This is a genomic window from Streptomyces sp. NPDC002577, assembly GCF_053594815.1.
Map to the genome: position 1 here is coordinate 312175 of NZ_JBSFWK010000002.1, position 23185 is coordinate 335359.

Sequence of the window (23185 nt, forward strand, 5' to 3'; positions counted from 1 at the left end):
AATCGCCTCCTCTCGGCGTCTCTGGGGACCGGTCAGGAACCGGTCCAACGGCTTTCAAGTACAGCACGGAACCGGGGCTTCGAGAAGCCGCCGTCTCCGTGCTTAAGAACCTATGGGGATTGCTGGGGCATGCGCAAACTATTTTTCCGACGAGTTTCGGTCAGCCTTCTCCAACGTGGCTGCCCCGGGGCTCACCTGCGCAGATGGCCAGCACATCGGCTCCGAACCGGTTGAGTTTGCGCACTCCGACCCCCGGGATGCGAGCCAGTTCGGCCTCCTCGTCGGGCGCGGCCTCGGCGATCGCCATGAGTGTCTTGTCAGTGAAGATGCAGAACGCTGGCTGGCCCAAATGGCGGGCCTCGTCGGCGCGCCAGTCGCGGAGTCGTTCGTAGAGGCCCTCGTCCATGTCCGAAGGGCAGTCCTCACAGCGCATCAGCTTCATTTCGCCGGCGTCGGTGAGGGTGCGGCCGCAGACACGGCAGCGCGCGGGCGTCCGGGGCCCGCGCCGGGGTCGTACGGCCGTGGTGCCGATGCTCCTGGAACCGTGCTCGATGCCACCCGCGCCGACCGGCGTACCGGCGCCGCGGGCCGCTGTGGTGCCGGAGCCCGGTCGCAGGCCGTCGAGGAAGCGGCTCGGACGCCGGGTCGGGCGGCCGCCGGGCGAGCGGGACAGCGCCCAGGAGAGGAACACATGCTGCCGGGCCCGGGTGACGCCCACGTAGAGGAGGCGCCGCTCCTCCTCTATCTGCTCGTCCGTCTTGGCGTAGGTGATCGGCATCATGCCTTCCGCTACGCCCACGAGGAACACGGCGTCCCATTCGAGGCCCTTCGCGGCGTGCAGGGAGGCGAGGGTGACGCCTTCGACGGTGGGGGCGTGCTGGGCGGCCGCGCGCTCGTCGAGTTCGGCGACGAGGTCGCCGAGGGTGGCGGCCGGCTGGGCCCGGGCGAAGTCCTCGGCGAGGCGGACGAGGGCTGCGAGCGATTCCCAGCGTTCGCGGACGGCTCCGGAGCCGGCTGGGGGCTGTGTGGTCCAGCCCTTGGTGGAGAGGACGGCACGCACCTGCGACGGCAGGTCGACGGCGTCGTCGAGGAGCGAGTCGTTGGCGCCGAAACGTGCGGCGCCGCGCAGAGCGGCGCCTGCTTCACGCACTTCGGTGCGTTCGAAGAACCGTTCGGCGCCGCGCAGCTGGTAGGGCACGCCTGCGTCCGCGAGCGCCTGCTCGTATGTCTCGGACTGGCTGTTCGTGCGGAACAGGACGGCGATCTCGCTGGCGGGGACGCCGGAGGCGATGAGGTCGCGGATGCGGTGGGCGGCGCCTTCGGCTTCGGCGGGCTCGTCCACGTACTCGGTGTAGACGGGTTCGGGGCCGGACTTCCGCTGGGAGACCAGTTCGAGGCGGTGTTCGGCGGCGCGGCCTCGGGCGTGGGAGAGCAGTCCGTTGGCGAGGTGGACGATCTGGGGTGAGGAGCGGTAGTCGCGGACCAGTTTGACGACCGTGGCGCCGGGGTGGCGCGTCCGGAAGTTCAACAGATGGTCGGGGGTCGCGCCGGTGAAGGAGTAGATGGTCTGGCTTGCGTCGCCGACGACGCACAGGCTGTCGCGGCCGCCGAGCCAGAGTTCCAGGAGGCGCTGCTGGAGGGGGCTGACGTCCTGGTACTCGTCGACGACGAAGTGCTGGTACTGGCTGCGGACGTGGTCGGCGATGTCGTGGCGGTCCTGGAGGATGGCGACGGTCAGCAGCAGTACGTCCTCGAAGTCGATGACGGAGCGCTCGCGCTTGAGGTCCTCGTAGGTGGCGTAGAGCTGGGAGATCTCGGCGGGGTCGCGGGGGACGTCCCGGCCGGCCTTGGCGGCGGCCGCCAGGTAGTCCGCGGGGACGGTCTGGGTGACCTTGGACCATTCGATCTCGGCGGTGACGTCGCGGAGCTCGCCCCGGTCGAGACGGATGCGGCAGGCGGCTGCCGCGTCGGCCATGAGCTGGATCTTGCGTTCGACGAGTCGCGGCAGTGGTCCACCGACGGCTTTCGGCCAGAAGTACTGGAGCTGACGCAGGGCGGCGGAGTGGAAGGTGCGCGCCTGCACGCCGGCGGCGCCGAGCTGGCGGAGACGGCCGCGCATCTCGCCCGCGGCGCGGTTGGTGAAGGTGACGGCGAGGACGCTGGACGGCTGCAGTATCCCGGCGCGGACGCCGTAGGCGATGCGGTGGGTGATCGCCCGAGTCTTGCCGGTGCCTGCTCCGGCGAGTACGCACACCGGTCCGTGCAGGGCGGTGGCGACCTCGCGCTGCTCGGGGTCGAGCCCGTCGAGCACGGCGTCGGCGCTGTCCGGAACCTGCGGGAAGAGGGTGGAGTGCGTTGCTGGTGTCACCCCGCCATGCTGCCAGGTCGCCGGAGACCCGTGAGCCGGTTGTCCACAGGCGGGCGGTCGCAGTCGTACTAATGCGTGGGCTTCACGTCACCTAATGCCTGGGCTTCACGTCACGTTGTGCGCGACATGAAGCACATCGGCAGGTGGCGGGAATGGTTGCCCCGGTCACGTACGTTCTGTCACTGCGACCAAGCATCCGTACGACAGACAAGGGAGCGCGAGCGACATGCAGGGTTCTGTGACGATGTACAGCACGACGTGGTGCGGCTACTGCCGTCGGCTGAAGAGCCAGCTGGACCGTGAGGGCATCGCGTACGCGGAGATCAACATCGAGCAGGACCCGCAGTCCGCGGCGTTCGTCGAGAAGGCGAACGGTGGGAACCAGACGGTTCCCACCGTCTCGATCGTTCCGGTCTCCGGTGGCGAGCCGGTGGTCATGACGAACCCGAGCCTCGCGCAGGTGAAGCAGGCGCTCGGCGTCTGAGACCCGGCCGGCCTCCCGGGGTCGGCTCGGCCCGGCTAGACGGTGCCGGGCCGCGTCGGCAGCGGCTTGCCGTACCAGAGCTCGATCAGGCGGGCCGCTATCGAGATCCCGTAGGGGGGCAGGACCTCCCCGGACTCGAAGGCGGCCCGCAGTTCTTCGCGCGAGAACCAGCGCGCCTCGTGGATCTCCTCGCCGTCGACGTTGATCTCGGACGAGGTGGCACGGGCCATGAAGCCCAGCATGAGGCTGGAGGGGAAGGGCCAGGGCTGGCTCGCGACGTACTCGACCTCGCCGACTGTGACGCCTGCCTCTTCGAGTACCTCGCGGCGTACCGACTGCTCTATCGACTCGCCGGGCTCGACGAAGCCGGCGAGGGTCGAGAAGCGGCCCTCCGGCCAGTGGACCTGGCGGCCGAGCAGGGCGCGGTCCTCGTCGTCGGTCACGAGCATGATCACGGCGGGGTCGGTGCGCGGGTAGTGCTCGGCGCCGCAGGCGGGGCAGCGGCGGATGTGGCCGGCGGCGGCGATGACGGTGCGTTCGCCGCAGCGGGAGCAGAAGCGGTGGAGGCGCTGCCAGTTCTCCAGGGCCACGGCGTGCACCATGAGACCGGTGTCGCGGGGGGACAGCAGGAGGCCCGCCTCGCGGAGGCCCGCGGGACGTGCGGACTGGTCCATGCGGCCGGGCAGCGAGTCCTTCTGCAGGGCGAAGTAGCTGACGCCGTCGTCGTCGGTGCCGAGGAAGTAGCGGTGGGCTTCGGTGAGGGGGGCCTCGAAGGCCGGAGTGGTGACGAGTTCCGTGGTGCCCTCAGGGGTCTCGTCGATGAGCACCTGGCCGCCGGAGACGACGAAGACGCGGGTCGTCGGGTGGCTCCATGCCGCGGCCAGCCATGCCTCGTCGAGACGGTGGTGGGCGGCACGGTCGATGCCGCTCGGTGCGGTGAGGGCGAGCGGGCGGTGGACGGTGCGGTCGGTCCAGGATGTCACAGGTGCTTCCAACTCCCCCGATGGATTGGGTGGTGCTGCGCGGCGGTTGAGCAGGAGGTCCGGCGGGCCGGGGTGCGGCGGGCGGTGGACGTGCGGAAGTGTCCCCCCAGTGTGCCTGGCGTGGGCGGTTGGGCCTGCGCCAGGGGGTACGAGGGCCTGCCCGTGCAGCCGGTGTGCCGGGCCCTGCATCTTCGGCCGGTGAGAGCGGCGTTGGGCCGCCGCACGCGCGCGTGGCCGTCGGCCCTGCCGTCCGCCTTGACGTCAGCCCGCATCGCGCCAGTTCTCCGCGAGGTCGGCCCACAGGTATGCGCTGGTCTCGACGCCTTTGAGGAGGAGGTCGAGCTCGACTTTCTCGTTCGGCGCGTGCCAGCCGTCCGACGGCACCGAGATGCCGAGGAAGAGGACGGGGGCGCCGAGCACGTCCTGCAGGTCGGCCGCCGGTCCTGAGCCGCCCTCACGGGTGAAGAGGATCTGCTGTTCGAACGCGCGGCCCATGGCGCGGGCGAGGGACTGGAGGGCCGGGTGGTCCAGGGGCGTGAGGCACGGGCGCGTGGCGCCGCCGAAGGTGATCTCGTGGCGGATGCCGGCGGGGAGCTGCTCGGCGACCCAGGCGCGTACGGCCTTCTCGATGTGGTCCGGGTCCTGCCCCGCGACCAGCCGGAAGGAGAGCTTCAGCATCGCGGAGGACGGGATGATCGTCTTGCCGCCGGGGCCCTGGTAGCCGCCGCCGATGCCGTTGACCTCGGCGGTGGGGCGGGCCCAGATGCGCTCCAGGGTGGTGTGTCCGGCCTCGCCGTGGGTGGCGTACGACTTGGCAGTGCGCAGCCACTGCTCTTCGTCGAAGGGAAGTTCGGCGAAGAGTTCGCGTTCGCGCGGGGTGAGTTCCTTGATGCCGTCGTAGAAGCCGGGGATCGCCACGCGCGCGTGCTCGTCGTGGAGGGCCGCCACGAGGCGTGCGGCGGCGGTGGCGGGGTTCGGTACGGCGCCGCCGAACGATCCGGAGTGGATGTCCTGGTCCGGGCCGCGGAGCTGGATCTCGCAGTCGGCGAGTCCGCGCATGCCGGTGCAGACGGTCGGTGTGGTCTCGGACCACATACCGGTGTCGGACACGATCACCGCGTCGGCGCCGAGGCGGGCGGCGTGCTGTTCGACGAGCGCACGGAAGTGCGGGGAGCCGGACTCCTCCTCGCCCTCGATGAGGAGCTTGAGGTTGACGGCGGGGGTGGCCCGGCCGGTGGCGGCGAGGTGGGCGCGTACGCCGAGTGTGTGGAAGAACACCTGTCCCTTGTCGTCGGCCGCCCCGCGCGCGTGGAGGCGGTTTCCGCGGATGACGGGTTCGAAGGGGTCGGTGTCCCAGCCGTCCTCGCGGGCGGCGGGCTGCACGTCGTGGTGGCCGTAGACCAGCACGGTGGGAGCCCCGGCGTCGTCCGACGGCCATTCTGCGAAGACGGCCGGTGCGCCCGCGGTCTCCCAGATCTCGGCGACCGGGAAGCCGGTCTCCCTGAACTTCGCGGCAAGCCAGTCGGCGCTGCGCCGTACGTCGCCGGCGTGGTCGGGCTGGGCCGACACGGAAGGGATGCGCAGCCACTCGGCGAGGTCGCCGAGGAAGGCATCGCGGTGGTGCTGGACGTACGCGCGGACGGCGCTGACGACACTGTCAACGGGCTTGCTCATGCATACGACCTTATCGGCCCACATGGGCAACCCGGTCCGGCGGATCCTCGGGCGCCTCGTCCCCGGGGCCCTCGGGAGGCGTCCCGGAGCCCTCAGGAGGGATCCCTGGACCCTCAGGAGCGACCCCTTGCGCCGAATCCCCCGGCTCCGGCTGCGCGAGCAGGAGGCGTTCCAGCTCGGCGCGGCCGGGAAGACGGCGGGGACGGACGGTCTCCCCGCTGCGCACGTGGACGAAGGCGGCCCGTACGGACTCGACCGGGACGCCGAACTGCTCGGCCCAGGCCAGTCGGTACACGGCGAGCTGGAGCGGGTCGGCGACGGGGTCGCCCCCTGCGGTCGTGCGCGTGCGGCCGGTCTTCCAGTCGATGATCTCGTACGTGGCGTCGTCGCCGTCGCCGTCCTTGTACACGGCGTCGATACGGCCGCGGACGACCCGGCCCGCGATCACCAGCTGGACGGGCACCTCGACGCGGTACGGAGTGCGGTGGGCGTACGGGGTGCGCTCGAAGGCCTTCTTGAGCGCTTCCAGGTCGCGCTCGTCGGCGATATCGGCATCGCTGCCGGGCAGCTCCTCCGGGTCGAGCATCGGCAGCTGCAGCGCGTCGAAGCGGGTCTCCAGCCAGGCGTGGAAGCGGGTGCCGCGGCGCGCGCCGCGCTGGGGCGGGCGAGGCATGGGCCGCGCCAGTTCCTGTGCGAAGCCGTCCGGGTCTGCGGCGAGGCGCAGCAGCTGGGACGCGGTGAGCGAGGACGGCACCGGGACGTCGCTGACGGCTTCGCGGGCGCGCAGGAGTTCACCCGTGAGGGCGTCCAGGTCGCGGTCCCAGGAGGCGATCGTGCGGGCTTCCTCCGGGGTGAGGACTGCCGGCGTGAGGACGGCGCCGTCGCTGTCTGCGGCGGCGGGGTGCGGGCGGCTGTCCGGCGGGGGCGCCTGGTGCGGCACACGCGCGTGGGCGTCGATTGGCCGGCTGGGGACGGTGGGACGCTGGGACGTCCAGGAGTCCCAGTCGGCTGTGTCCTCGTCGGTTGGGGCCTCCTCGGTGGGGGCCTCGGGAAAGTCCTCGGAAAGGTCCTCGTCGTACGCATGAGTGGCGCCGTACGCCGAGGTGTGCGCCTCGGCGTGCACGCGGGCGGCGTCCGTGGTGCGCGTGGGATCAGCCGGCCCCTCCAGATGCGCGAGCACCGTCGAGGCGGCGGCACGGCGGCGAGCCGTCGCCGCCTCGTCCAACGGGAGCGGCCAGGCGTGGTCGGCGGACGTCTGCCGCAGGGCGGGGTTCTCCTCGTCCTCGTCCGGCGCGTCGGCCCATGCCTCGATCTCGCCGTGTCCTGCCGTGCAGTGGTCGTGCAGGGCCTGCAGGAAGTCCGACGGTCCGCGTGGCCTCTTCTGGGACGGGCCCCACCAGTGCCCGGAGGCGAGCAGGAGGGAGCGGGGGCGGGTGAAGGTGACGTAGCCGAGGCGGAGTTCCTCGGTGCGCTGGTGGTCCTTCATCGCCTCGTGGAAGGCCTTCATGCCCTTCGCGTCCCACGCCTCGATGTCGGGCAGCGTGGCCGCGTCGCCGCGCAGCGCGTGCGGCAGGACCTTGCCCTGGGCGGTCCACTTCTCGCGGCCCTGGGTGCTGGGGAAGGTGCCGGTGACCAGGCCGGGGACGGCGACGACGTCCCATTCCAGGCCCTTGGACTTGTGGGCGGTCAGCACCTTGACCGTGTTCTCGCCGCCGGGAAGGGCGTTGTCGAGGCCCTTCTCGTACTGGGCGGCGGTGCGCAGGAAGCCGAGGAAGGCGAGCAGGCTCGCCTCTCCTTCGTTGGCCGCGAAGGACGCGGCGATGTCGAGGAAGTTCGACAGCGTCTCCCGGCGGCGGGCAGCCAGCGCATGGGGCGAGGCGGAGAGCTCGACCTCCAGGCCGGTGACGGCCAGGACGCGGTGCAGTACGTCCATCAGCGGGTCGGACAGGGAGCGGCGCAGGTCACGCAGTTCGGTGGCGAGGCGCGCGAAACGCACGCGTGCCTCCGCCGAGAACGGCAGCCCGTCGTCGTCCGCTGCCGCGCCGCCCGCCTCGAACGGGGTCTCGAGGAACGTGTCGAGGGCGTCGGCGAGCGATATGACCTCGGCCGGGTCGACTCCCTCCACGGCTTCCGCGAGCCGTCGGTCGGGGTCGTCCTCGTCCCCCACGCGTGCGTGCGCGACGAGCAGGCGGGCGCGGCGGCCCAGCAGGGCGAGGTCGCGGGGGCCGATGCGCCAGCGCGGGCCGGTGAGGAGCCGCACCAGCGATGCGTTGGCGCCCGGGTCCTGCAGGACTTCGCAGACGGCGACCAGATCGGCGACCTCGGGCAGGTGCAGCAGTCCGGACAGACCCACGACCTCGACGGGGATGTCGCGGGCGACGAGGGCTCCCTGGATCTCGGCGAAGTCGGCCGCTGTGCGGCACAGCACGGCGATCTCACCGGGTGCCTTGCCGGTGCGTACGAGGTGGGCGACGGAGTCCGCGAGCCAGTCGATCTCCTCGGCGTGAGTGCGCAGCAGGGCGCAGCGCACGACGCCGTCGCGTTCGGCACCGGGCGCGGGCCTCAGGGCCTCCACGCCCGCGTGCATCGCGCGCAAGGGCTCGGCGAGGCCGTTGGCGAGGTCGAGGAGGCGGCCGCCGCTGCGGCGGTTCTCGCTCAGCGAGAACCGCGTCGCAGGCCCGCCGTCGGCGCCCGGGAAGTGCTCGGGGAAGTCGTCGAGGTTGGCGACGGATGCGCCGCGCCAGCCGTAGATCGCCTGGCAGGGGTCGCCGACCGCGGTCACGGGATGACCGGTGCCGCCGCCGAAGAGTCCGGCCAGCAGGATCCGCTGGGCGACCGACGTGTCCTGGTACTCGTCGAGCAGCACGACCCGGAACTCGTCGCGCAAGATCGCGCCGACCTCGGGCCGGGTGCGGGCCAGGGTTGCGGAGAGGGCGATCTGGTCGCCGAAGTCGAGCAGGTCGCGGTCGCGCTTGGCCGCCCTGTAGCGCGCGACGAGCTCGGCGAGCTCGCGGCGGGCCCCGGCCGCCTCGGGCACTTTCCGCAGGTCGGCGTTGGTGAGCTTGGCGCGCTGCAGGGCGGTCAGCAGATCGGCGTCGTACGCCCGCAGCTCCTCGGGCCGTACGAGATGCTCGGCGAGCTCGGCGTCGAGGGCCAGCAGGTCGCTGACCAGCTCCGAAAAGGGGCGGGTCAGCGCCGGGTACGGGCCCGGGGCCTCGCGCAGCACGCGCGCGGCGAGCTGGAAGCGGGTGGCGTCGGCCAGCAGCCGGGCCGTCGGCTCCAGGCCGATGCGCAGCCCGTGGTCGGTCAGCAGGCGGCCCGCGAAGGCGTGGTACGTGGAGATGACGGGCTCGCCCGGCGGGTTGTCGGGGTCGATCACGTCGGGATCGGTGACACCGGCCTTGACCAGTGCTTTCCGTACGCGTTCGGCGAGCTCTCCCGCGGCCTTGTTGGTGAAGGTCAGGCCGAGGACCTGCTCGGGGGCGACCTGGCCGGTGCCGACGAGCCACACCACGCGTGCCGCCATCACGGTCGTCTTGCCGGACCCGGCTCCAGCAACGATCACCTGCGGAGCGGGCGGTGCGGTGATGCACGCCGTCTGCTCCGGGGTGAACGGAATGCCGAGGAGCTCCTTGAGCTCCTCGGGGTCAGTGATACGGGCCGGCACCTCAGAGAGGCTAGCCGCGCCGACTGACAGTCCGGGCCGCGTCGGCTGCCGCGGCCGAAAGAAGCGCAGGTCAGCGCGGGTGGTGTGCTAGGTCACTCAGGACAACTCACGACCTGGCCGGACGTCACTCGACCACCTGCCGTCCCTCGGGGCGGGCGCTGCACGAGGCGCGGAACGCGCAGTGCGTGCAGTGCTGGCCGGTGGTGGGGGTGAAACGTTCGTCGAGGACCTTGCCGGCGGCGGTCGCCAGCAGATCGCCGACCCAGTCGCCGGCGAGCGGCTCCTGGGACTGGACCTTCGGGAAGCCCTCGCCACCGTCCTTCCTGGGGGCGCCCTGGCGCAGCTGGACGAGTTCGGCGCCGCCCGGTTCGGGGCGGGCCCCGTCGAAGACGTCGTCGACCGCGCCTTCGCGGACGGCCAGCTGGTAGACCGCGAGCTGCGGGTGGCGGGCCACGTCGGCGCCGCTCACAGGTTGTCTGCCGGTCTTGAAGTCGACGACGTAGGCGCGGCCGTCCGCGTCCTGTTCGACGCGGTCCATGGAGCCCCGGATGCGCACTTCGTAGGGGCCCGCCTCGAGGGTCACGTCGAAGTCGTGTTCGCTCGCAACCGGGTCCCGGCCTCCTCGGTCCGTCACATGCCATTGGAGGAAGCGTTCGAGCGCCACGCGCGCGTGCTCCTTCTCCTGCGCGGACTTCCAGGGGGCGTCGAAGGCGAGCGCGTCCCACACCGAGTCGAGCCGCTCCATGAGCACGGCGAGGTCGGCCGGGGTGCGCCCGGAGGCCACCTCGTCGGCCAGGACGTGCACGACGTTGCCGAAGCCCTGGGCGGCGGTCGCGGGCGCGTCGGCCTTCACCTCGCGGCCGAGGAACCACTGCAGCGCGCAGGTGTTGGCGAGCTGGTCGAGGGCGCTTCCGGACAGCACGACCGGCTTGTCGCGGTCCCGCAGCGGCACCTTGCTCTCCGTGGGTTCGTACATGCCCCACCAGCGGTACGGGTGCGCCGACGGTACGAGAGGCCGGCCGTCGGCGTCGGTGAGTGCCGCGAGCCGGGCCAGCCGCCGGGCCGCGGCCTCGCGCAGCGCATCGGAGACCCGCGGGTCGACGGTGGTGGCGCGCAGCTCGGCGACCAGGGCCGCGACGGACAGCGGGCGACGGGGGCGGCCGGTGACGTCCTTGGGTTCGACGCCGAGCTCGGTGAGGAAGCGGGAGGGCTGGTCGCCGTCGTCCGCGGGTGCCTTCACGGCGGTCACGACGAGTCGCTCACGCGCGCGCGTGGCGGCCACGTAGAACAGCCTGCGCTCCTCGGCCAGGAGCGCGCCGGGAGTGAGCGGCTCGGCCAGGCCGTCGCGTCCGATGCGGTCGGCCTCCAGGAGCGAGCCGCGGCGGCGCAGGTCCGGCCACAGGCCCTCCTGCACGCCCGCGACGACGACCAGCCGCCACTGCAGGCCCTTCGAGCGGTGCGCGGTCATCAGGCGTACGGCATCGGGCCGTACGGCCCTGCGGGTGAGCGTGTCCGCGGCGATGTCCTGTGCCTCGATCTCCTCGAGGAAGTTCAGGGCGCCGCGGCCGCCGGTGCGCTCCTCGGCGCGGGCGGCGGTGGCGAACAGCGCGCACACCGCGTCGAGATCGCGGTCCGCGTTGCGCCCGGCGGCACCGCCGCGGCGTGCGGCCCGCGCGAGCCGCTGGGGCCACGGCGTGCCGTCCCACAGCTCCCACAGGGCCTCTTCGGCGGTACCTCCGCCCGCCAGGAGCTCACGCGCCCCGCGCAGGAGGGCGCCGAGTCGCTGAGCGCCGCGCGCGTAGGACGGGTCGTGCGCAGCGAGCCGTTCGGGCTCGGCGAGAGCGCGTGCGAGCAGCTCGTCGGAGGGTGGCGGCACGGGGTTGCCGCCGGCCCGCTCCTCCTCCCTCAGGGCGCGGCCCAGGCGCCGCAGATCGGCGGCGTCCATGCCGGCCAGGGGCGAGGCGAGGAGGGTGAGCGCGGTCTCGGTGTCCAGCCAGGAGGCGCCGGGGTCGCTGGGGACGTCGGTTGCGTCGGTCGCAGACGACTCCTCGGGCGCGTGCGAAGCCGTCGGCTCCCCGGGTCCGTCGGATGCATCAGAAGGCTCCTGGCGTGTGACTGGGTGCTCCGGCGAGTCGGCTGGGAGCGACTCCCGAGACGTGCCGGACGTGCCGGGCTCCCCCGGCGCCAGCGCCGCCGTCGCCACCGCCCTGAGGGCGCCGAGCAGCGGTGCGACGGCCGGTTCGTGGCGGAGCGGGAGGTCGTCGCCGTCGATGTCGAGAGGGACGCCTGCCGCGGTCAGGGCGCGCCGTACCGACGGGATGGTGCGGGACCCGGCGCGCACCAGGACGGCCATGTCGCTCCAGGGAACGCCGTCCTCCAGGTGGGCGCGGCGCAGGACGTCCGCGATGTTGTCCAGCTCCGTGCCGGGCGTCGGATACGTGTAGACCTCGACGCGGCCGCCGTCCCGCACCGCGGTCAGCTCGCGGTGGGCGCGCACCCGGTCGGCGGGCAGGCGGGGCAGCGGCATGCGCTGGGTCAGCAGCCGGGTGGCCGCCAGCAGTCCGGAACCGGAGCGGCGGGAGGTGCGCAGCACCTCCACGGGCGCCGGTGTGCCGTCCCTGCGCCGGAAGGTCTCGGGGAAGTCCAGGATGCCGTTCACGTCGGCACCCCGGAACGTGTAGATCGACTGGTCCGGGTCGCCGAACGCGACGAGCGTCCGGCCGCCACCCCGCGCGCCGGCCCCTCGAACGCCGCCGCCCCGCACCTCGGCCCCGCTCACCGTCGCCCCACGCGCGCGTGCGCCCCCACGAGCCCCTCCGCCGCTCCCGGCGAGCGCGACCAGCAGCCGTACCTGTGCGGGATCGGTGTCCTGGTACTCGTCCACGAAGACGGCGTCGTAGCGCGCGGACAGCTCGTCCGCGACCGCGGGCCGCTGGGCGAGCAGCACCGCGCGGTGGACCAGTTCCGCGTAGTCGAGCACTCCCTGCATGTCGAGTACGTCGAGGTACTCGGCGAGGAACGCGGCCGCGGCACCCCAGTCCGGGCGGCCGATGCGCGCGGCGAAGGCCGCCAGCGAGTCCGGCCCCAGGCCGAGCTCGCGGCTGCGGGCCAGCACGGCGCGCACCTCGTCGGCGAAGCCGCGCGTCGTCAGGCACGCGCGCAGCTCGTCCGGCCACCGGACATGGGCCAGGCCCTCCTGCGCGAGGGCGGCCTGGCCGGCCAGGAGCTCGCGCACCGTCACGTCCTGCTCCGGTCCGGAGAGCAGCCGCAGCGGATCCACGAACATCTCGGCGTCCTGATGGGCTCGCACGAGTGCGTAGCAGAATGAATGAAAGGTGGTGGCCTGCGGGGCGCTTGCGGCGCCGATGCGCAGCGCCATGCGGTCGCGCAGCTCCACGGCCGCCTTGCGGCTGAACGTCAGGACCAGAATGCGCTCCGGGTCGGTGCCCTTCGCGATCCTCGCGGCGACGGCCTCCACCAGCGTGGTGGTCTTGCCCGTGCCCGGCCCCGCCAGGACGAGCAGCGGACCACCCGGATGGTCAACCACCGAGCGCTGTCGTGCGTCCAGACGAGGGGGATCCACCGGCACCGGCGGGGTACGCACCAGTCGGTACGCACCGCGGGTCCCCTGTCGTACCTGGGGGTGCGACAGGTGCCGGGTGGAAGAAGAGGAGCTCACGTGGTTCGCCGGTCCTGGTGGGTGTGCTGGTTGTCGGGCCGCAGCGCGGGCGGAGCAGCGGCTGCGCTGAGCGGGACGAGTGCGGGGCGCACTCGGCTGAGGGCGGGGGCAGGCCCCGGCGCGCCCGGCCTCGACGGTACCGCGGTCTCCGGTGACACCCCTCTTCCCTCGTACGGGCCATCAGGACTTCGCGCCGCCCCGGAATGCCGGAAGCTTTCTGGTGTGAAACCGCACGTGGCCCCCGGTTCCCCGCCCCGGGAAGCACCGCGACCTGGCGACGGCGATGCCGGCGACGTCCTCTTCGCCCTAGTTGCCTCCGTCACCATCCCATCTGGCCCGCCTCATATCGATACGCGGCAGATGTCCGTCCGCCGACGCGCCCGCCTCGCGCAGCGGGGTGCCCTCCGCGCGGTAGTGCCCCAGCGCCCGGAGCTCATGGCCGGGGAGCAGGACCCCGTCGGCCCGCACCACGCGCCACCACGGCACGGCGCCTCCGTAGAGCGCCATCACACGGCCGACCTGGCGCGGCCCGCCCTCCGCCAGCCACTCGGCCACGTCGCCGTACGTCATCACGCGGCCCGCCGGGATCAGCTCCGCGACCTCCAGCACCCGCTCCGCGTACTCCGGCAGCTCCCCCGCCGGGGGGCTCTCCTCGCTCATCCGACCCATCCTGCCGCACACCACCGACACCACGGCCGAGTACTGACGGGACGTGCGCACACGAGCACCGAGCGGCAGGCCGGGGCGCTTCGGCGGGGCTTTACTCCCCCGCAATGCACCCTGATGCCCACGTCTGTCGGCGGGGCATGCCACCATCGTGCGGGCGGTGTCTGGTGATACGAGATCAGGAAGAGACGACGGAGCAGCAGGGCGTGTACCCCGACGAGACGGCGGGCACCTCTGCGGCTGCCTCGCGCCCGGAGACCGGCCGGGACACTGATCAGGACAACGGCCGGGTCTCCGACCAGGACGACAAAGCCCAGGTCGGCGGGCAAGACGAAGGCCAGGCCGACGGGCAGGGCACAGTCCAGGCCGGCGGGCAGGGCACCGGCCCGGAACAGCCCACGGACCCCCACACCGAAGAGGTCGAAGGCGACGAACCGCTGCTCCCCGCGCGCGTGCACCGTCCCTCCGACCTGATGCGGCTGCTCGTCGGCGTGCTGGCGATCGTCGTAGTGCTGGCGATCGCCGGGTTCGCGCACGGCACCACATCGGGGCTCGAGCAGGACATCAACAAGGGCACGGGCCAGGCACCCGACCTGCTGATCAAGATCGCGGGTCTGGCGTCCAGCATCGCGATCCTCCTCGTGCCGGTCGCCTTCGCGATCGAGCGGTTGATCAAGCGGGACGGGCTGCGCATCGCGGACGGCGTCCTCGCGGCGGTCCTCGCACACGGTGTGACGCTCGCCACCGACCTGTGGGTCGCGAAGGCCGCCCCGAACTCGATCCAGGACGCCCTCACCCAGCCCTCGCCGGGCGACATACACGCGCTCACCGACCCGGTCCACGGCTATCTCGCCCCGGTCATCGCGTACATGACGGCCGTCGGCATGTCCCGCAGACCGCGCTGGCGGGCGGTGCTGTGGGTGGTGGTGGTGCTCGACGCCTTCTCGATGCTCGTCACGGGCTATACGACGGCGTTCTCGATCCTCCTGACGGTGCTGATCGGCTGGACCGTGGCGTACGGCACGCTGTACGCCGTCGGTTCCCCGAACGTCCGGCCGACCGGCCAGACGCTGCTCGCCGGTCTACGGCACGTCGGCTTCCATCCGGTGAGCGCGGCCAGGGTCCCGGACGCCGCTTCGGAGAACGGCGACCGCGGCCGCCGCTACTTCGTCACGCTGGAGGACGGCCCGCCCCTCGACGTCACGGTGGTCGACCGTGAGCAGCAGGCGCAGGGCTTCTTCTACCGTGTCTGGCGAAGGCTGACGCTGCGCGGCATCACGACGCGCAGGAGCCTGCAGTCGCTGCGCCAGGCACTGGAGCAGGAGGCGCTCCTCGCGTACGCGGCGATCGCGGCCGGCGCCAACGCCCCCCGGCTGATCGCGACGTCCGAGCTCGGCCCGGACGCCGTGATCCTCGTCTACGAGCACCTGGGCGGTCGCACGCTCGACGCGGTGCCGGACGAGGAGATCACCGACGCGCTGCTGCACGACACCTGGCGCCAGGTGAAGGCGCTGCAGTCGCGCCGCATCGCCCACCGGCGGCTCGCGGGCGACGCGATCCTGGTGGACCCTTCCGGCAAGGTGATCCTCACCGATCTGCGCGGCGGCGAGATCGCGGCCGGTGATCTGGTGCTGCGCATGGACATCGCGCAGTTGCTGACCACTCTCGGTCTGCGGGTGAGCGCGGAACGGTCGGTCGCCTCCGCGGTCGCCGTGCTGGGTCCGGACGCGGTGGCCGACTGTCTGCCGATGTTGCAGCCGATCGCGCTGACGCGCACGACGCGCGCGACGCTGCGCAGGCTGGGCCGCGAACGCTCGCAGCGCGAACGCGAGGCGGTTCTGGCAGCGGCAGAGGCGGGCAAGGCGGCCGGTACGGAGGAGACGGAGGCCGCCGGGGACCAGCCGGTGGTGGACAAACGGTCCGGCAAAGACGCCGTACGAGCCGAAAAACACGCCGTCCGCGCGGCGAAGCGGGCCGAGAAACGGGCGATCGACGAAGCCCTGGAGGAGGCCCGCGAGGAGGATCTGCTCACCCAGATCCGCCACCAGGTGCTGCTCATCAGGCCGCAGGCGCCGGTCGAGCCGGCCCGGCTCGAGCGGATCAGGCCGCGCACGCTGCTCAGCTTCATGGCCGGGGCGATCGGTGCGTACTTCCTGCTGTCGCAGCTCACCCACATCGAGTTCGGCACGCTCTTCGCCGAGGCCGAGTGGGGCTGGGTGGCCGCGGCCGTGCTGTTCTCGGCGCTCAGCTACTTCGCGGCGGCGATGAGCCTGCTCGGGTTCGTGCCGGAGCGGGTGCCGTTCCTGCGGGCCGTGAGCGCGCAGGTCGCCGGGTCGTTCGTGAAGATCGTGGCGCCCGCCGCCGTGGGCGGTGTGGCCCTCAACACGCGCTTCCTGCAGCGCGCCGGTGTGCGGCCGGGGCTCGCGGTGGCGAGCGTCGGCGCCTCCCAGCTGGTGAGCCTAGGAGCGCACATCCTGCTCCTCGGCGCCTTCGGCTATCTGACAGGTACGGAGAAGACGCCGTCGCTGTCGCCGTCCCGCACCGTCATCGCGGGTCTGCTGACGGTGGCCGTGCTGGTGCTGGTCGTGACGTCGATCCCGTTCCTGCGGAAGTTCGTGGCCACGCGCGTGCGGTCGCTGTTCGCGGGTGTCGTTCCGCGCATGCTCGACGTACTGCAGCGGCCGCAGAAGCTGATCACCGGAATCGGCGGCGTCCTGCTGCTGACCGCGTGCTTCGTGATGTGTCTGGACGCGTCGATCCGGGCCTTCGGCGACGCGTCGACGTCCCTGAGCCTGGCCAGCGTGGCCGTCGTCTTCCTCGCCGGCAACGCGCTGGGCTCGGCGGCGCCGACGCCCGGCGGCGTGGGCGCGGTCGAGGCGACGCTGACGGTGGGTCTGATCGCCGTGGGCCTGCCGAAGGAGGTCGCCGCACCGGCGGTGCTGCTGTACCGGCTGCTGACGCTCTGGCTGCCGGTCCTTCCGGGCTGGCTGTTCTTCAACCATCTGACGCGCAAGGGCGCGCTCTGAGGCTCCACCGTCCGGTAGACCCGGCCGCCTGCCGCACGGCCGCCCGCCGCCCGTCCTCCCGACCACCGCCCCGACTCCACCACCCGCCGCTCACGGGCTCCCCGGCTCTCACCCGCACGGCCCGCGTCCCGCGCGCGGCAGGCCCGGTGCCGCCGGAGGATGAAGGCATGCCGAACCCAGCCCGTCTGCGTACTGCTGTCCTGCTCGCCACCGCCGCCCTGCTGTCCGTCACGGTCCTGGGCTGCAGCGACAACAGCCCGAAGGACGAGGACCTGACGGCCCAGAAACTGAAGTGGAAGGCCTGCCCGGTCCCGTCGCCGCTGGAGGGCAGCAGCCAGTCCCCGTCACCGCTGCCGGGCGGCGAGGAATGGGAGTGCGCCACCATGAAGGCGCCCCTCGACTGGAGCGACCCCAAGGGCGCCACGATCGGCATCGCGCTCATCCGCGCCAAGGCCAGCGGCCCCAAGGACCAGCGGATCGGCTCCCTCATCTTCAACTTCGGCGGCCCCGGGGGCTCGGGTGTGACGACGCTGCCCGCCTTCGGCGACCAGTACACCAAGCTGCGTACCCGCTACGACCTGGTGAGCTTCGACCCGCGCGGCGTCGGCCGCAGCGACCCCGTGGTGTGCAAGAACGACGCGCAGCTCGACAAGTTCTTCGAGACGGACGGCACACCCGACGACGCCGCGGAGCGCACGGCGCTCGTCGACAACACCAAGTCGTTCAACGCCGCCTGCGAGACGAACTCCGGCAAAATCCTGCCCCACGTCCGCACGACGGACGCGGCCCGCGACATGGACCTGATGCGCCAGGTCCTGGGCGACGACAAGCTGTACTACTTCGGCATCTCGTACGGCACGGAACTGGGCGGCGTCTACGCACACCTGTTCCCGAAGCGGGTCGGCCGCGCCGTGTTCGACGCCGTCGTCGACCCCACCCTGAATTCCGAGCAGAGCTCCCTCGCCCAGGCCGGCGGGTTCCAGCTCGCGCTCGACAACTACGCGAACGACTGCACCTCCAAGGTCGAGGACTGCCCGGTCGGCGACACCGCGCAGGACGTCAAGGACCGGATCGCGAAGCTGCTGAAGGACCTGGAGGCCAAGCCGATCCCCGGCATCTTCCCGCGGGACCTGACCCAGACCGCCGCCACGAACGGCATCGTGCAGGCGCTGTACTCCAAAGACTTCTGGGAGTACCTCACCGAGGGACTGCAGCAGGCGTACGAGGGCAACGGCCAGATCCTGATGCTGCTGTCCGACTCGCTGACCGGGCGCAACGAGGACGGCGAGTACAGCAATCTGGTGCCGGCCAACGTCGCCATCAACTGCTCCGACGACAAGCCGCGCTACACCGTGGCGGACGTCGACGCGAGCCTTCCGGCGTTCCGCAAGGCGTCGCCGATGTTCGGTGACTATCTCGCGTGGGGCTTGATCGGCTGCACGAACTGGGCCGTTCCAGGAGCGGCCGACCACCCCGACGTGAGCGCCGCCGGAGCCGCACCGATCCTGGTCATCGGCAACACCGGCGACCCGGCCACGCCGTACGAGGGCGCGAGCAGGATGGCCCAGGCGCTGGGCAAGGGCGTGGGTGTGGAAATGACGTACAAGGGCCAGGGCCACGGCGCCTACGACAGCGGCAGCAGCTGCGTGACGGGCGCGGTGAACACCTATCTGCTGGAGGGCACCGTGCCGAAGGCGGGCACGGTCTGCACGTGACGCGCGGTCTCCACGTGACGCCTGCTGTCGGCCCCGCCTGCCGTTGTCGGTGGGCCTGCCTACTATGGCCTGAAGTCGGGCCTGAAGTCGTCCGTGGGGTTTCTTGAGGGGGAAGGAAGTGCCCATGCCGCGCTTTGTACGGTCAGCAGCTCTGGCCGCCGCAACACTGCTGGTGGCCGGCTGCAGCGGAGGCGCGGCCGATGGAGGCGCGACGGACGACTCGAAGCCGTCGGCGGCCGCCTCGTCGCCGACGGCCGGCTCCACGGGCACGGACCTGCCCGCGTCCCTCACGTCGCAGAAGCTCGACTGGGGCCGGTGCAAGGCCACCGCGGACGCCGCGGCCCCCGGCGGCGACTGGCAGTGCGCGACCCTGCGGGTGCCGCTGGACTACGCGAAACCGGACGGCGAGACCATAGGCATCGCGCTCATCCGCGCCAGGTCCACAGACGAGGGGAAGCGCATAGGCTCGCTGCTGTTCAACTTCGGCGGTCCGGGCGGCTCCGGCGTCTCGATGCTCCCGTCCTTCGCCGACGAGTACGACACGCTCCGCAAGCGGTACGACCTGGTGAGCTTCGACCCGCGCGGGGTCGCAGCCAGCGAGGGCGTGCGCTGCCGCAGCGACAAGGACCTCCAGACCGCCGAGTCGGTCGACCTCACCCCGGACACGGCGGCCGAGGAGCAGAGGTACTTCAAGGACGCGGCCGACTTCGGAGCGGGCTGCGAACGCGACGCGGGCAAGCTGCTGGCGCATGTCTCCACGGACGAGGCCGCCCGTGACATGGACCTCATGCGCCAGGTCCTCGGCGACGACAAGCTGCACTACTTCGGCATCTCGTACGGCACCGAGCTGGGCGGCGTCTACGCACACCTGTTCCCCAAGAACACGGGCCGCCTGGTGCTCGACGCCGTGGTCGACCCGACCGTCGGCGCGGTGGGCCATTCCGAGAACCAGACCCGTGGCTTCCAGCGGGCCCTCGACAACTATCTGAAGTCCACCGGCCAGGACCCGAAGCAGGGCACCGAGAAGATAGCGGCTCTTCTCAAGGGGATAGACGCGAAGCCCCTGCCGACATCGAGCGACCGTGAACTCAACCAGTCCCTGGCGATCATAGGGATCACCGTGACCCTGTACAGCCAAGCGTCCTGGCCCGCGCTGACCAGCGCCCTGCAGGCGGCCGAGGCGGGCGACGGCTCGCAGCTGCTGGCACTGGCCGACCTCTACGACGAACGCGACTCGTCGGGCCACTACGGCACGCAGAGTCACTCCCAGCGTGCGATCTCCTGCCTCGACGACAAGGAGCGCCCGACGCCCGAGGAGGCCGAGCAGCGGCTGGCCCAGTTCCGGAAGATATCCCCGGTCTTCGGGCCGTTCCTGGGCTGGGACACGGCGGGCTGGTGCCACGACTGGCCGGTGCAGGGGCTGCACGACACCACGGAGGTGAGCGCCCCGGGCGCCGCGCCGATCCTGGTCGTCGGCAACACGGGCGACCCGGCCACGCCGTACGAGGGCGCCCGGAAGATGGCCGACGAGCTGGGCAAGGGCGTCGGTGTGGAGCTCACCTGGAAGGGCCAGGGCCACGGGGCGTACGGCAGCGGGAGCGACTGCGTCGACGGGACGGTGAACGACTACCTGCTGGACGGCACGGTGCCGAAGGACGGCAAGGTCTGCTCCTGACCTCTCCCACGGCCTGCGTCGAGGCCTGTGCGCAGGCTGCGCACGGCCCGGGTACGCGAGGCCGGGCGCGCCTCGATACGCGAGGCCGGGCGCGCCTCGGTACACGGGGCCGGGCGCCCTGGTACGCCGATGGGGCCCCGCTCGCACGTCGCGAGCAGGGCCCCATCCGGAAAAGCGAGGCGTGCGAGGCCCGGCAGGCCCCCGCGGCCTAGTAGACCGGCTTCTCGGGCTCGATCTGGTTGACCCAGCCGATCACGCCGCCGCCGACGTGCACCGCGTCCGCGAAGCCCGCGGCCTTGAGCACGGCGAGGACCTCCGCACTGCGGACACCCGTCTTGCAGTGCAGGACGATCTTCTTGTCCTGCGGGAGGTCCTGCAGGGCGTTGCCCATCAGGAACTCGTTCTTCGGGATCAGACGGGCGCCGGGGATCGAGACGATCTCGTACTCGTTCGGCTCGCGGACATCGATGATGTCGATGTTCTCGCCGTCGTCGATCCACTCCTTGAGCTGCTTGGGAGTGATCGTCGAACCGGCGGCCGCCTCCTGGGCCTCCTCGGACACGACGCCGCAGAAGGCCTCGTAGTCGATGAGCTCGGTGACGGTCGGGTTCTCACCGCAGACCGCGCAGTTCGGGTCCTTGCGGACCTTGACCTGGCGGTACTGCATCTCCAGGGCGTCGTAGATCATCAGGCGGCCGACGAGGGGCTCGCCGATGCCCGCGAGGAGCTTGATGGCCTCGTTGACCTGGATGGAGCCGATGGACGCGCAGAGCACGCCCAGGACGCCGCCCTCGGCGCAGGAGGGGACCATGCCCGGCGGCGGGGGCTCCGGGTAGAGGCAGCGGTAGCAGGGGCCGTGCTCGGACCAGAAGACGGACGCCTGGCCGTCGAAGCGGTAGATCGAACCCCAGACGTACGGCTTGTTCAGCAGCACGCACGCGTCGTTGACCAGGTAGCGGGTCGCGAAGTTGTCCGTGCCGTCGACGATCAGGTCGTACTGGCTGAAGATGTCCATCACGTTCTCGGCCTCGAGCCGCTCTTCGTGAAGGATCACGTTCACGTACGGGTTGATGCCCTTGACGCTGTCACGGGCGGACTCCGCCTTGGAGCGGCCGATGTCCGCCTGGCTGTGGATGATCTGGCGCTGCAGGTTCGACTCGTCGACCTCGTCGAACTCCACGATGCCGAGCGTGCCGACGCCGGCCGCGGCCAGGTACATCAGGGCCGGCGATCCGAGGCCGCCGGCGCCCACACACAGCACCTTGGCGTTCTTCAGCCGCTTCTGCCCGTCCATCCCGACGTCGGGGATGATCAGGTGGCGGGAGTACCTGCGGACCTCGTCTACGGTGAGCTCAGCAGCTGGCTCGACCAGGGGTGGCAGCGACACGGGGACTCCGTTGGTCGGTATTACGGAAGGTTGTTCTGCGTGTAACACTGCCACGCCCATCTTCATTCCGAGACACGTGGTCCGAGCAGCGAGACGATTTCGTCCCAGTAGCCGGGCATACCCGCCCAGGGGTCGGCGGAGCCCGCACGGGCGGTGCGGTCGGTGAAGTAGATGGTCGAGGCGCCCTGCCAGCGGGCGATCCGCAGCGCCTCGTCGAGGTGGCCGCGGGGCACGCCGTGCACCAGGTGGCAGAAGCGTTCGGGCGGATGGTCGGCGGTCCACTCGGCCACCTGCGACCAGCGGTAGTCGCTCCACGGCCCGGCAAAGGTCACCAGCTGGTCGGCTGCTTCGGCGTAGCCCGGACACGGGTGGGTGCCGTGGCCGAACACGATGTGGGGGTCGCCGAGCAGGCCGCGGAGGGTGCCGGCCGTCCGCCGTATCTCGGGCAGCGCGGCGCGCTCGGTCGGGCAGTGGTCGATGAAGAAACCGTCGACCTGGTACCAGTCGAGATAGCGGTGCGCGTCGGAGACGAGCTCGCCGAAGGTACGGGCGCCGTACCGCGCGTCAAGGTGACCGAGAACACGCCGGGCGCCCGCGGGGCGGCCCGCACCCCGTGCGGCGTCGCGCGCCTGGGCCCGCGCGGCGTTCCGTACGCGGCCCACGGCCTCCAGGCAGTGGGGGTCCGGGAATACGCCCGGCCCGCCCGCGACATTCAGGACGACCCAGTCCAGGGGGGTGCCCGGGCGGGCGAGTTCGGCCCATTCCACCGGGGCGACGAGGGGGTGGGCGTAGCCGGGGACACCGAAGCCGACACGTACATCGGTGCTCGCGGTGCCCGTGGCGGTGCTGGTCAGATGCGGCATGCCGCCTCCATCCAGATGTCGGCGAGGGACTCCTCCAGGTTGATCCGGGGCCGCCAGCCGAGCCGGTCGCGTGCGGTGCGCACGTCGGCCTGCTGCCAGCTGCCGCAACCGTCCGGGTAGGGGAACACGGTGGCGGGCGGGGTCGCATGGTCGGAGTCGGGACGGGGGTGCCCGAGGACCGTCCGCACCGGCCCAGGCGGCGTGTCGAGTTCGTGCAGCGCGCCGCCGTAACCGGCCACCCGTGAGAGGACGGCGGCGGCGTCCCGCAGTCGCACGGCACGCCCGGAGCCGATGTTGACGACGCCCTGCGCGGCGGACAGCGAGGCGGCGTGCACGGCGCGCGCCACGTCGCGTACGTCGACGAAGTCGCGCTGTACGCCGAGTCCGCCGAGCTTGAGTTCGCCGTCGCCGGCCTGCATGGCGCGCCGCATGGCCTCGGCGAGCCGGCCGAGCGGGGATCCGGCGGGTGTGCCGGGTCCGGCGGGCGAGAACACGCGCAGCACCACCGCGTCGAGCCCCGACCCGAGGACCAGCTCGGTCGCGGCGAGCTTGCTGACCCCGTACGGGCCGCCCGGGCGCGGTACGGCGTCCTCGGCCGTGGACGAGCCGGGCTGGCTCGGTCCGTACTCGGCGCCGCAGCCGATCTGCACGAGCCGTGCCGCGCAGCCGCTGCGGCGCATGGCCTCGCAGACGGTGGCGACGGCGACGGTGTTGTGCCGGGTCAGTTCCCGGGCGCCGCCTCTGGTGGTGCCCGCGCAGTTGATGACGACCCCGGGGTGCACGGCGTCGAGGAAGCGGGTGAGAGCGCCGGGGCTGCCGCTGGCGAGGTCGAACCGCACGTCTGCGTCGTCGCCGCGGCCGAGCGTGGTGAGCTGGACGGCCGGGTCGGCCACCAGCCGGTCGGCGACGAACCGTCCGAGGTATCCGTTGGCTCCGATCAGCAACACCCTCATCGGGCGGCTCCTGAGACGGACTCTCCGGGGAGAGTGGTGGTCATC

General features: G+C 72.0%; 13 protein-coding genes. 4 read left to right on the forward strand and 9 right to left on the reverse strand.

The features are described from left to right. Window positions 1–160 precede the first annotated feature (160 nt). Window positions 161–2368: an ATP-dependent DNA helicase UvrD2 gene (locus ACWD4J_RS05035; RefSeq protein WP_451393893.1), complete on the reverse strand. Its 2208-nt coding sequence runs from the start codon at window positions 2366–2368 to the stop codon at window positions 161–163. 226 nt (window positions 2369–2594) lie between these two features. Here ACWD4J_RS05035 and ACWD4J_RS05040 point away from each other — a divergent pair, with 226 nt between their 5' ends. Continuing rightward, window positions 2595–2852 carry a mycoredoxin gene (locus ACWD4J_RS05040; RefSeq protein ID WP_181868128.1) on the forward strand — a complete coding sequence of 86 codons (258 nt, stop codon included), beginning with the start codon at window positions 2595–2597 and terminating at the stop codon, window positions 2850–2852. A gap of 35 nt (window positions 2853–2887) precedes the next feature. Here ACWD4J_RS05040 and nudC read toward each other — a convergent pair whose 3' ends face one another. From nudC to ACWD4J_RS05065, 5 genes are all read right to left on the reverse strand, one after another. Continuing rightward, window positions 2888–3835 carry an NAD(+) diphosphatase gene (gene nudC / locus ACWD4J_RS05045; RefSeq protein ID WP_451393894.1) on the reverse strand — a complete coding sequence of 316 codons (948 nt, stop codon included), beginning with the start codon at window positions 3833–3835 and terminating at the stop codon, window positions 2888–2890. A 261-nt stretch (window positions 3836–4096) separates the two neighbouring features. Continuing rightward, window positions 4097–5509, reverse strand: a complete 1413-nt coding sequence (locus ACWD4J_RS05050) for a dipeptidase (protein ID WP_451393895.1) — start codon at window positions 5507–5509, stop codon at window positions 4097–4099. Between the two features lie 10 nt (window positions 5510–5519). Continuing rightward, window positions 5520–9176, reverse strand: coding sequence for an ATP-dependent DNA helicase (locus tag ACWD4J_RS05055; protein WP_451393896.1), 3657 nt, complete (start codon window positions 9174–9176; stop codon window positions 5520–5522). A gap of 124 nt (window positions 9177–9300) precedes the next feature. Then, on the reverse strand, window positions 9301–12855 hold the full coding sequence (locus ACWD4J_RS05060; RefSeq protein ID WP_451393897.1) for an ATP-dependent helicase: 3555 nt from the start codon (window positions 12853–12855) through the stop codon (window positions 9301–9303). Between the two features lie 306 nt (window positions 12856–13161). Further along, window positions 13162–13524, reverse strand: a complete 363-nt coding sequence (locus ACWD4J_RS05065) for an MGMT family protein (RefSeq protein WP_451394020.1) — start codon at window positions 13522–13524, stop codon at window positions 13162–13164. 164 nt (window positions 13525–13688) lie between these two features. On the opposite strand from ACWD4J_RS05065, the gene ACWD4J_RS05070 reads away from it, so the two are divergent. From ACWD4J_RS05070 to ACWD4J_RS05080, 3 genes are all read left to right on the forward strand, one after another. Beyond that, window positions 13689–16547 carry a lysylphosphatidylglycerol synthase transmembrane domain-containing protein gene (locus tag ACWD4J_RS05070; RefSeq protein WP_451393898.1) on the forward strand — a complete coding sequence of 953 codons (2859 nt, stop codon included), beginning with the start codon at window positions 13689–13691 and terminating at the stop codon, window positions 16545–16547. A gap of 167 nt (window positions 16548–16714) precedes the next feature. Continuing rightward, on the forward strand, window positions 16715–18262 hold the full coding sequence (locus tag ACWD4J_RS05075; protein ID WP_451393899.1) for an alpha/beta hydrolase: 1548 nt from the start codon (window positions 16715–16717) through the stop codon (window positions 18260–18262). Between the two features lie 124 nt (window positions 18263–18386). Continuing rightward, entirely contained in the window at window positions 18387–19937 is a 1551-nt protein-coding gene (locus tag ACWD4J_RS05080) for an alpha/beta hydrolase (protein WP_451393900.1), read from the forward strand. 208 nt (window positions 19938–20145) lie between these two features. Here ACWD4J_RS05080 and moeZ read toward each other — a convergent pair whose 3' ends face one another. The 3 genes from moeZ to ACWD4J_RS05095 form a co-directional block, all read right to left on the reverse strand. Continuing rightward, window positions 20146–21324 carry an adenylyltransferase/sulfurtransferase MoeZ gene (gene moeZ / locus ACWD4J_RS05085; protein WP_451393901.1) on the reverse strand — a complete coding sequence of 393 codons (1179 nt, stop codon included), beginning with the start codon at window positions 21322–21324 and terminating at the stop codon, window positions 20146–20148. A gap of 62 nt (window positions 21325–21386) precedes the next feature. Beyond that, window positions 21387–22187 (reverse strand): spherulation-specific family 4 protein, encoded by an 801-nt coding sequence (locus ACWD4J_RS05090; RefSeq protein WP_451393902.1) that lies wholly within the window; start codon window positions 22185–22187, stop codon window positions 21387–21389. After that, a complete protein-coding gene (locus ACWD4J_RS05095; RefSeq protein ID WP_451393903.1) occupies window positions 22175–23140 on the reverse strand; it encodes an NAD-dependent epimerase/dehydratase family protein in 966 nt (321 codons plus the stop codon). The genes ACWD4J_RS05090 and ACWD4J_RS05095 overlap by 13 nt, the downstream gene beginning before the upstream one ends. Window positions 23141–23185: the final 45 nt, after the last annotated feature.

What these genes read in the sequence shown, in the direction of transcription:
- ACWD4J_RS05095 (WP_451393903.1), bottom strand. Translation starts at nt 23,140, where the DNA reads ATGAGGGTGTTGCTGATCGGAGCCAACGGATACCTCGGACGGTTCGTC.
- ACWD4J_RS05040 (WP_181868128.1), top strand. Translation starts at nt 2,595, where the DNA reads ATGCAGGGTTCTGTGACGATGTACAGCACGACGTGGTGCGGCTACTGC.
- ACWD4J_RS05065 (WP_451394020.1), bottom strand. Translation starts at nt 13,524, where the DNA reads ATGGGTCGGATGAGCGAGGAGAGCCCCCCGGCGGGGGAGCTGCCGGAG.
- ACWD4J_RS05090 (WP_451393902.1), bottom strand. Translation starts at nt 22,187, where the DNA reads ATGCCGCATCTGACCAGCACCGCCACGGGCACCGCGAGCACCGATGTA.
- ACWD4J_RS05075 (WP_451393899.1), top strand. Translation starts at nt 16,715, where the DNA reads ATGCCGAACCCAGCCCGTCTGCGTACTGCTGTCCTGCTCGCCACCGCC.
- ACWD4J_RS05080 (WP_451393900.1), top strand. Translation starts at nt 18,387, where the DNA reads ATGCCGCGCTTTGTACGGTCAGCAGCTCTGGCCGCCGCAACACTGCTG.
- ACWD4J_RS05050 (WP_451393895.1), bottom strand. Translation starts at nt 5,509, where the DNA reads ATGAGCAAGCCCGTTGACAGTGTCGTCAGCGCCGTCCGCGCGTACGTC.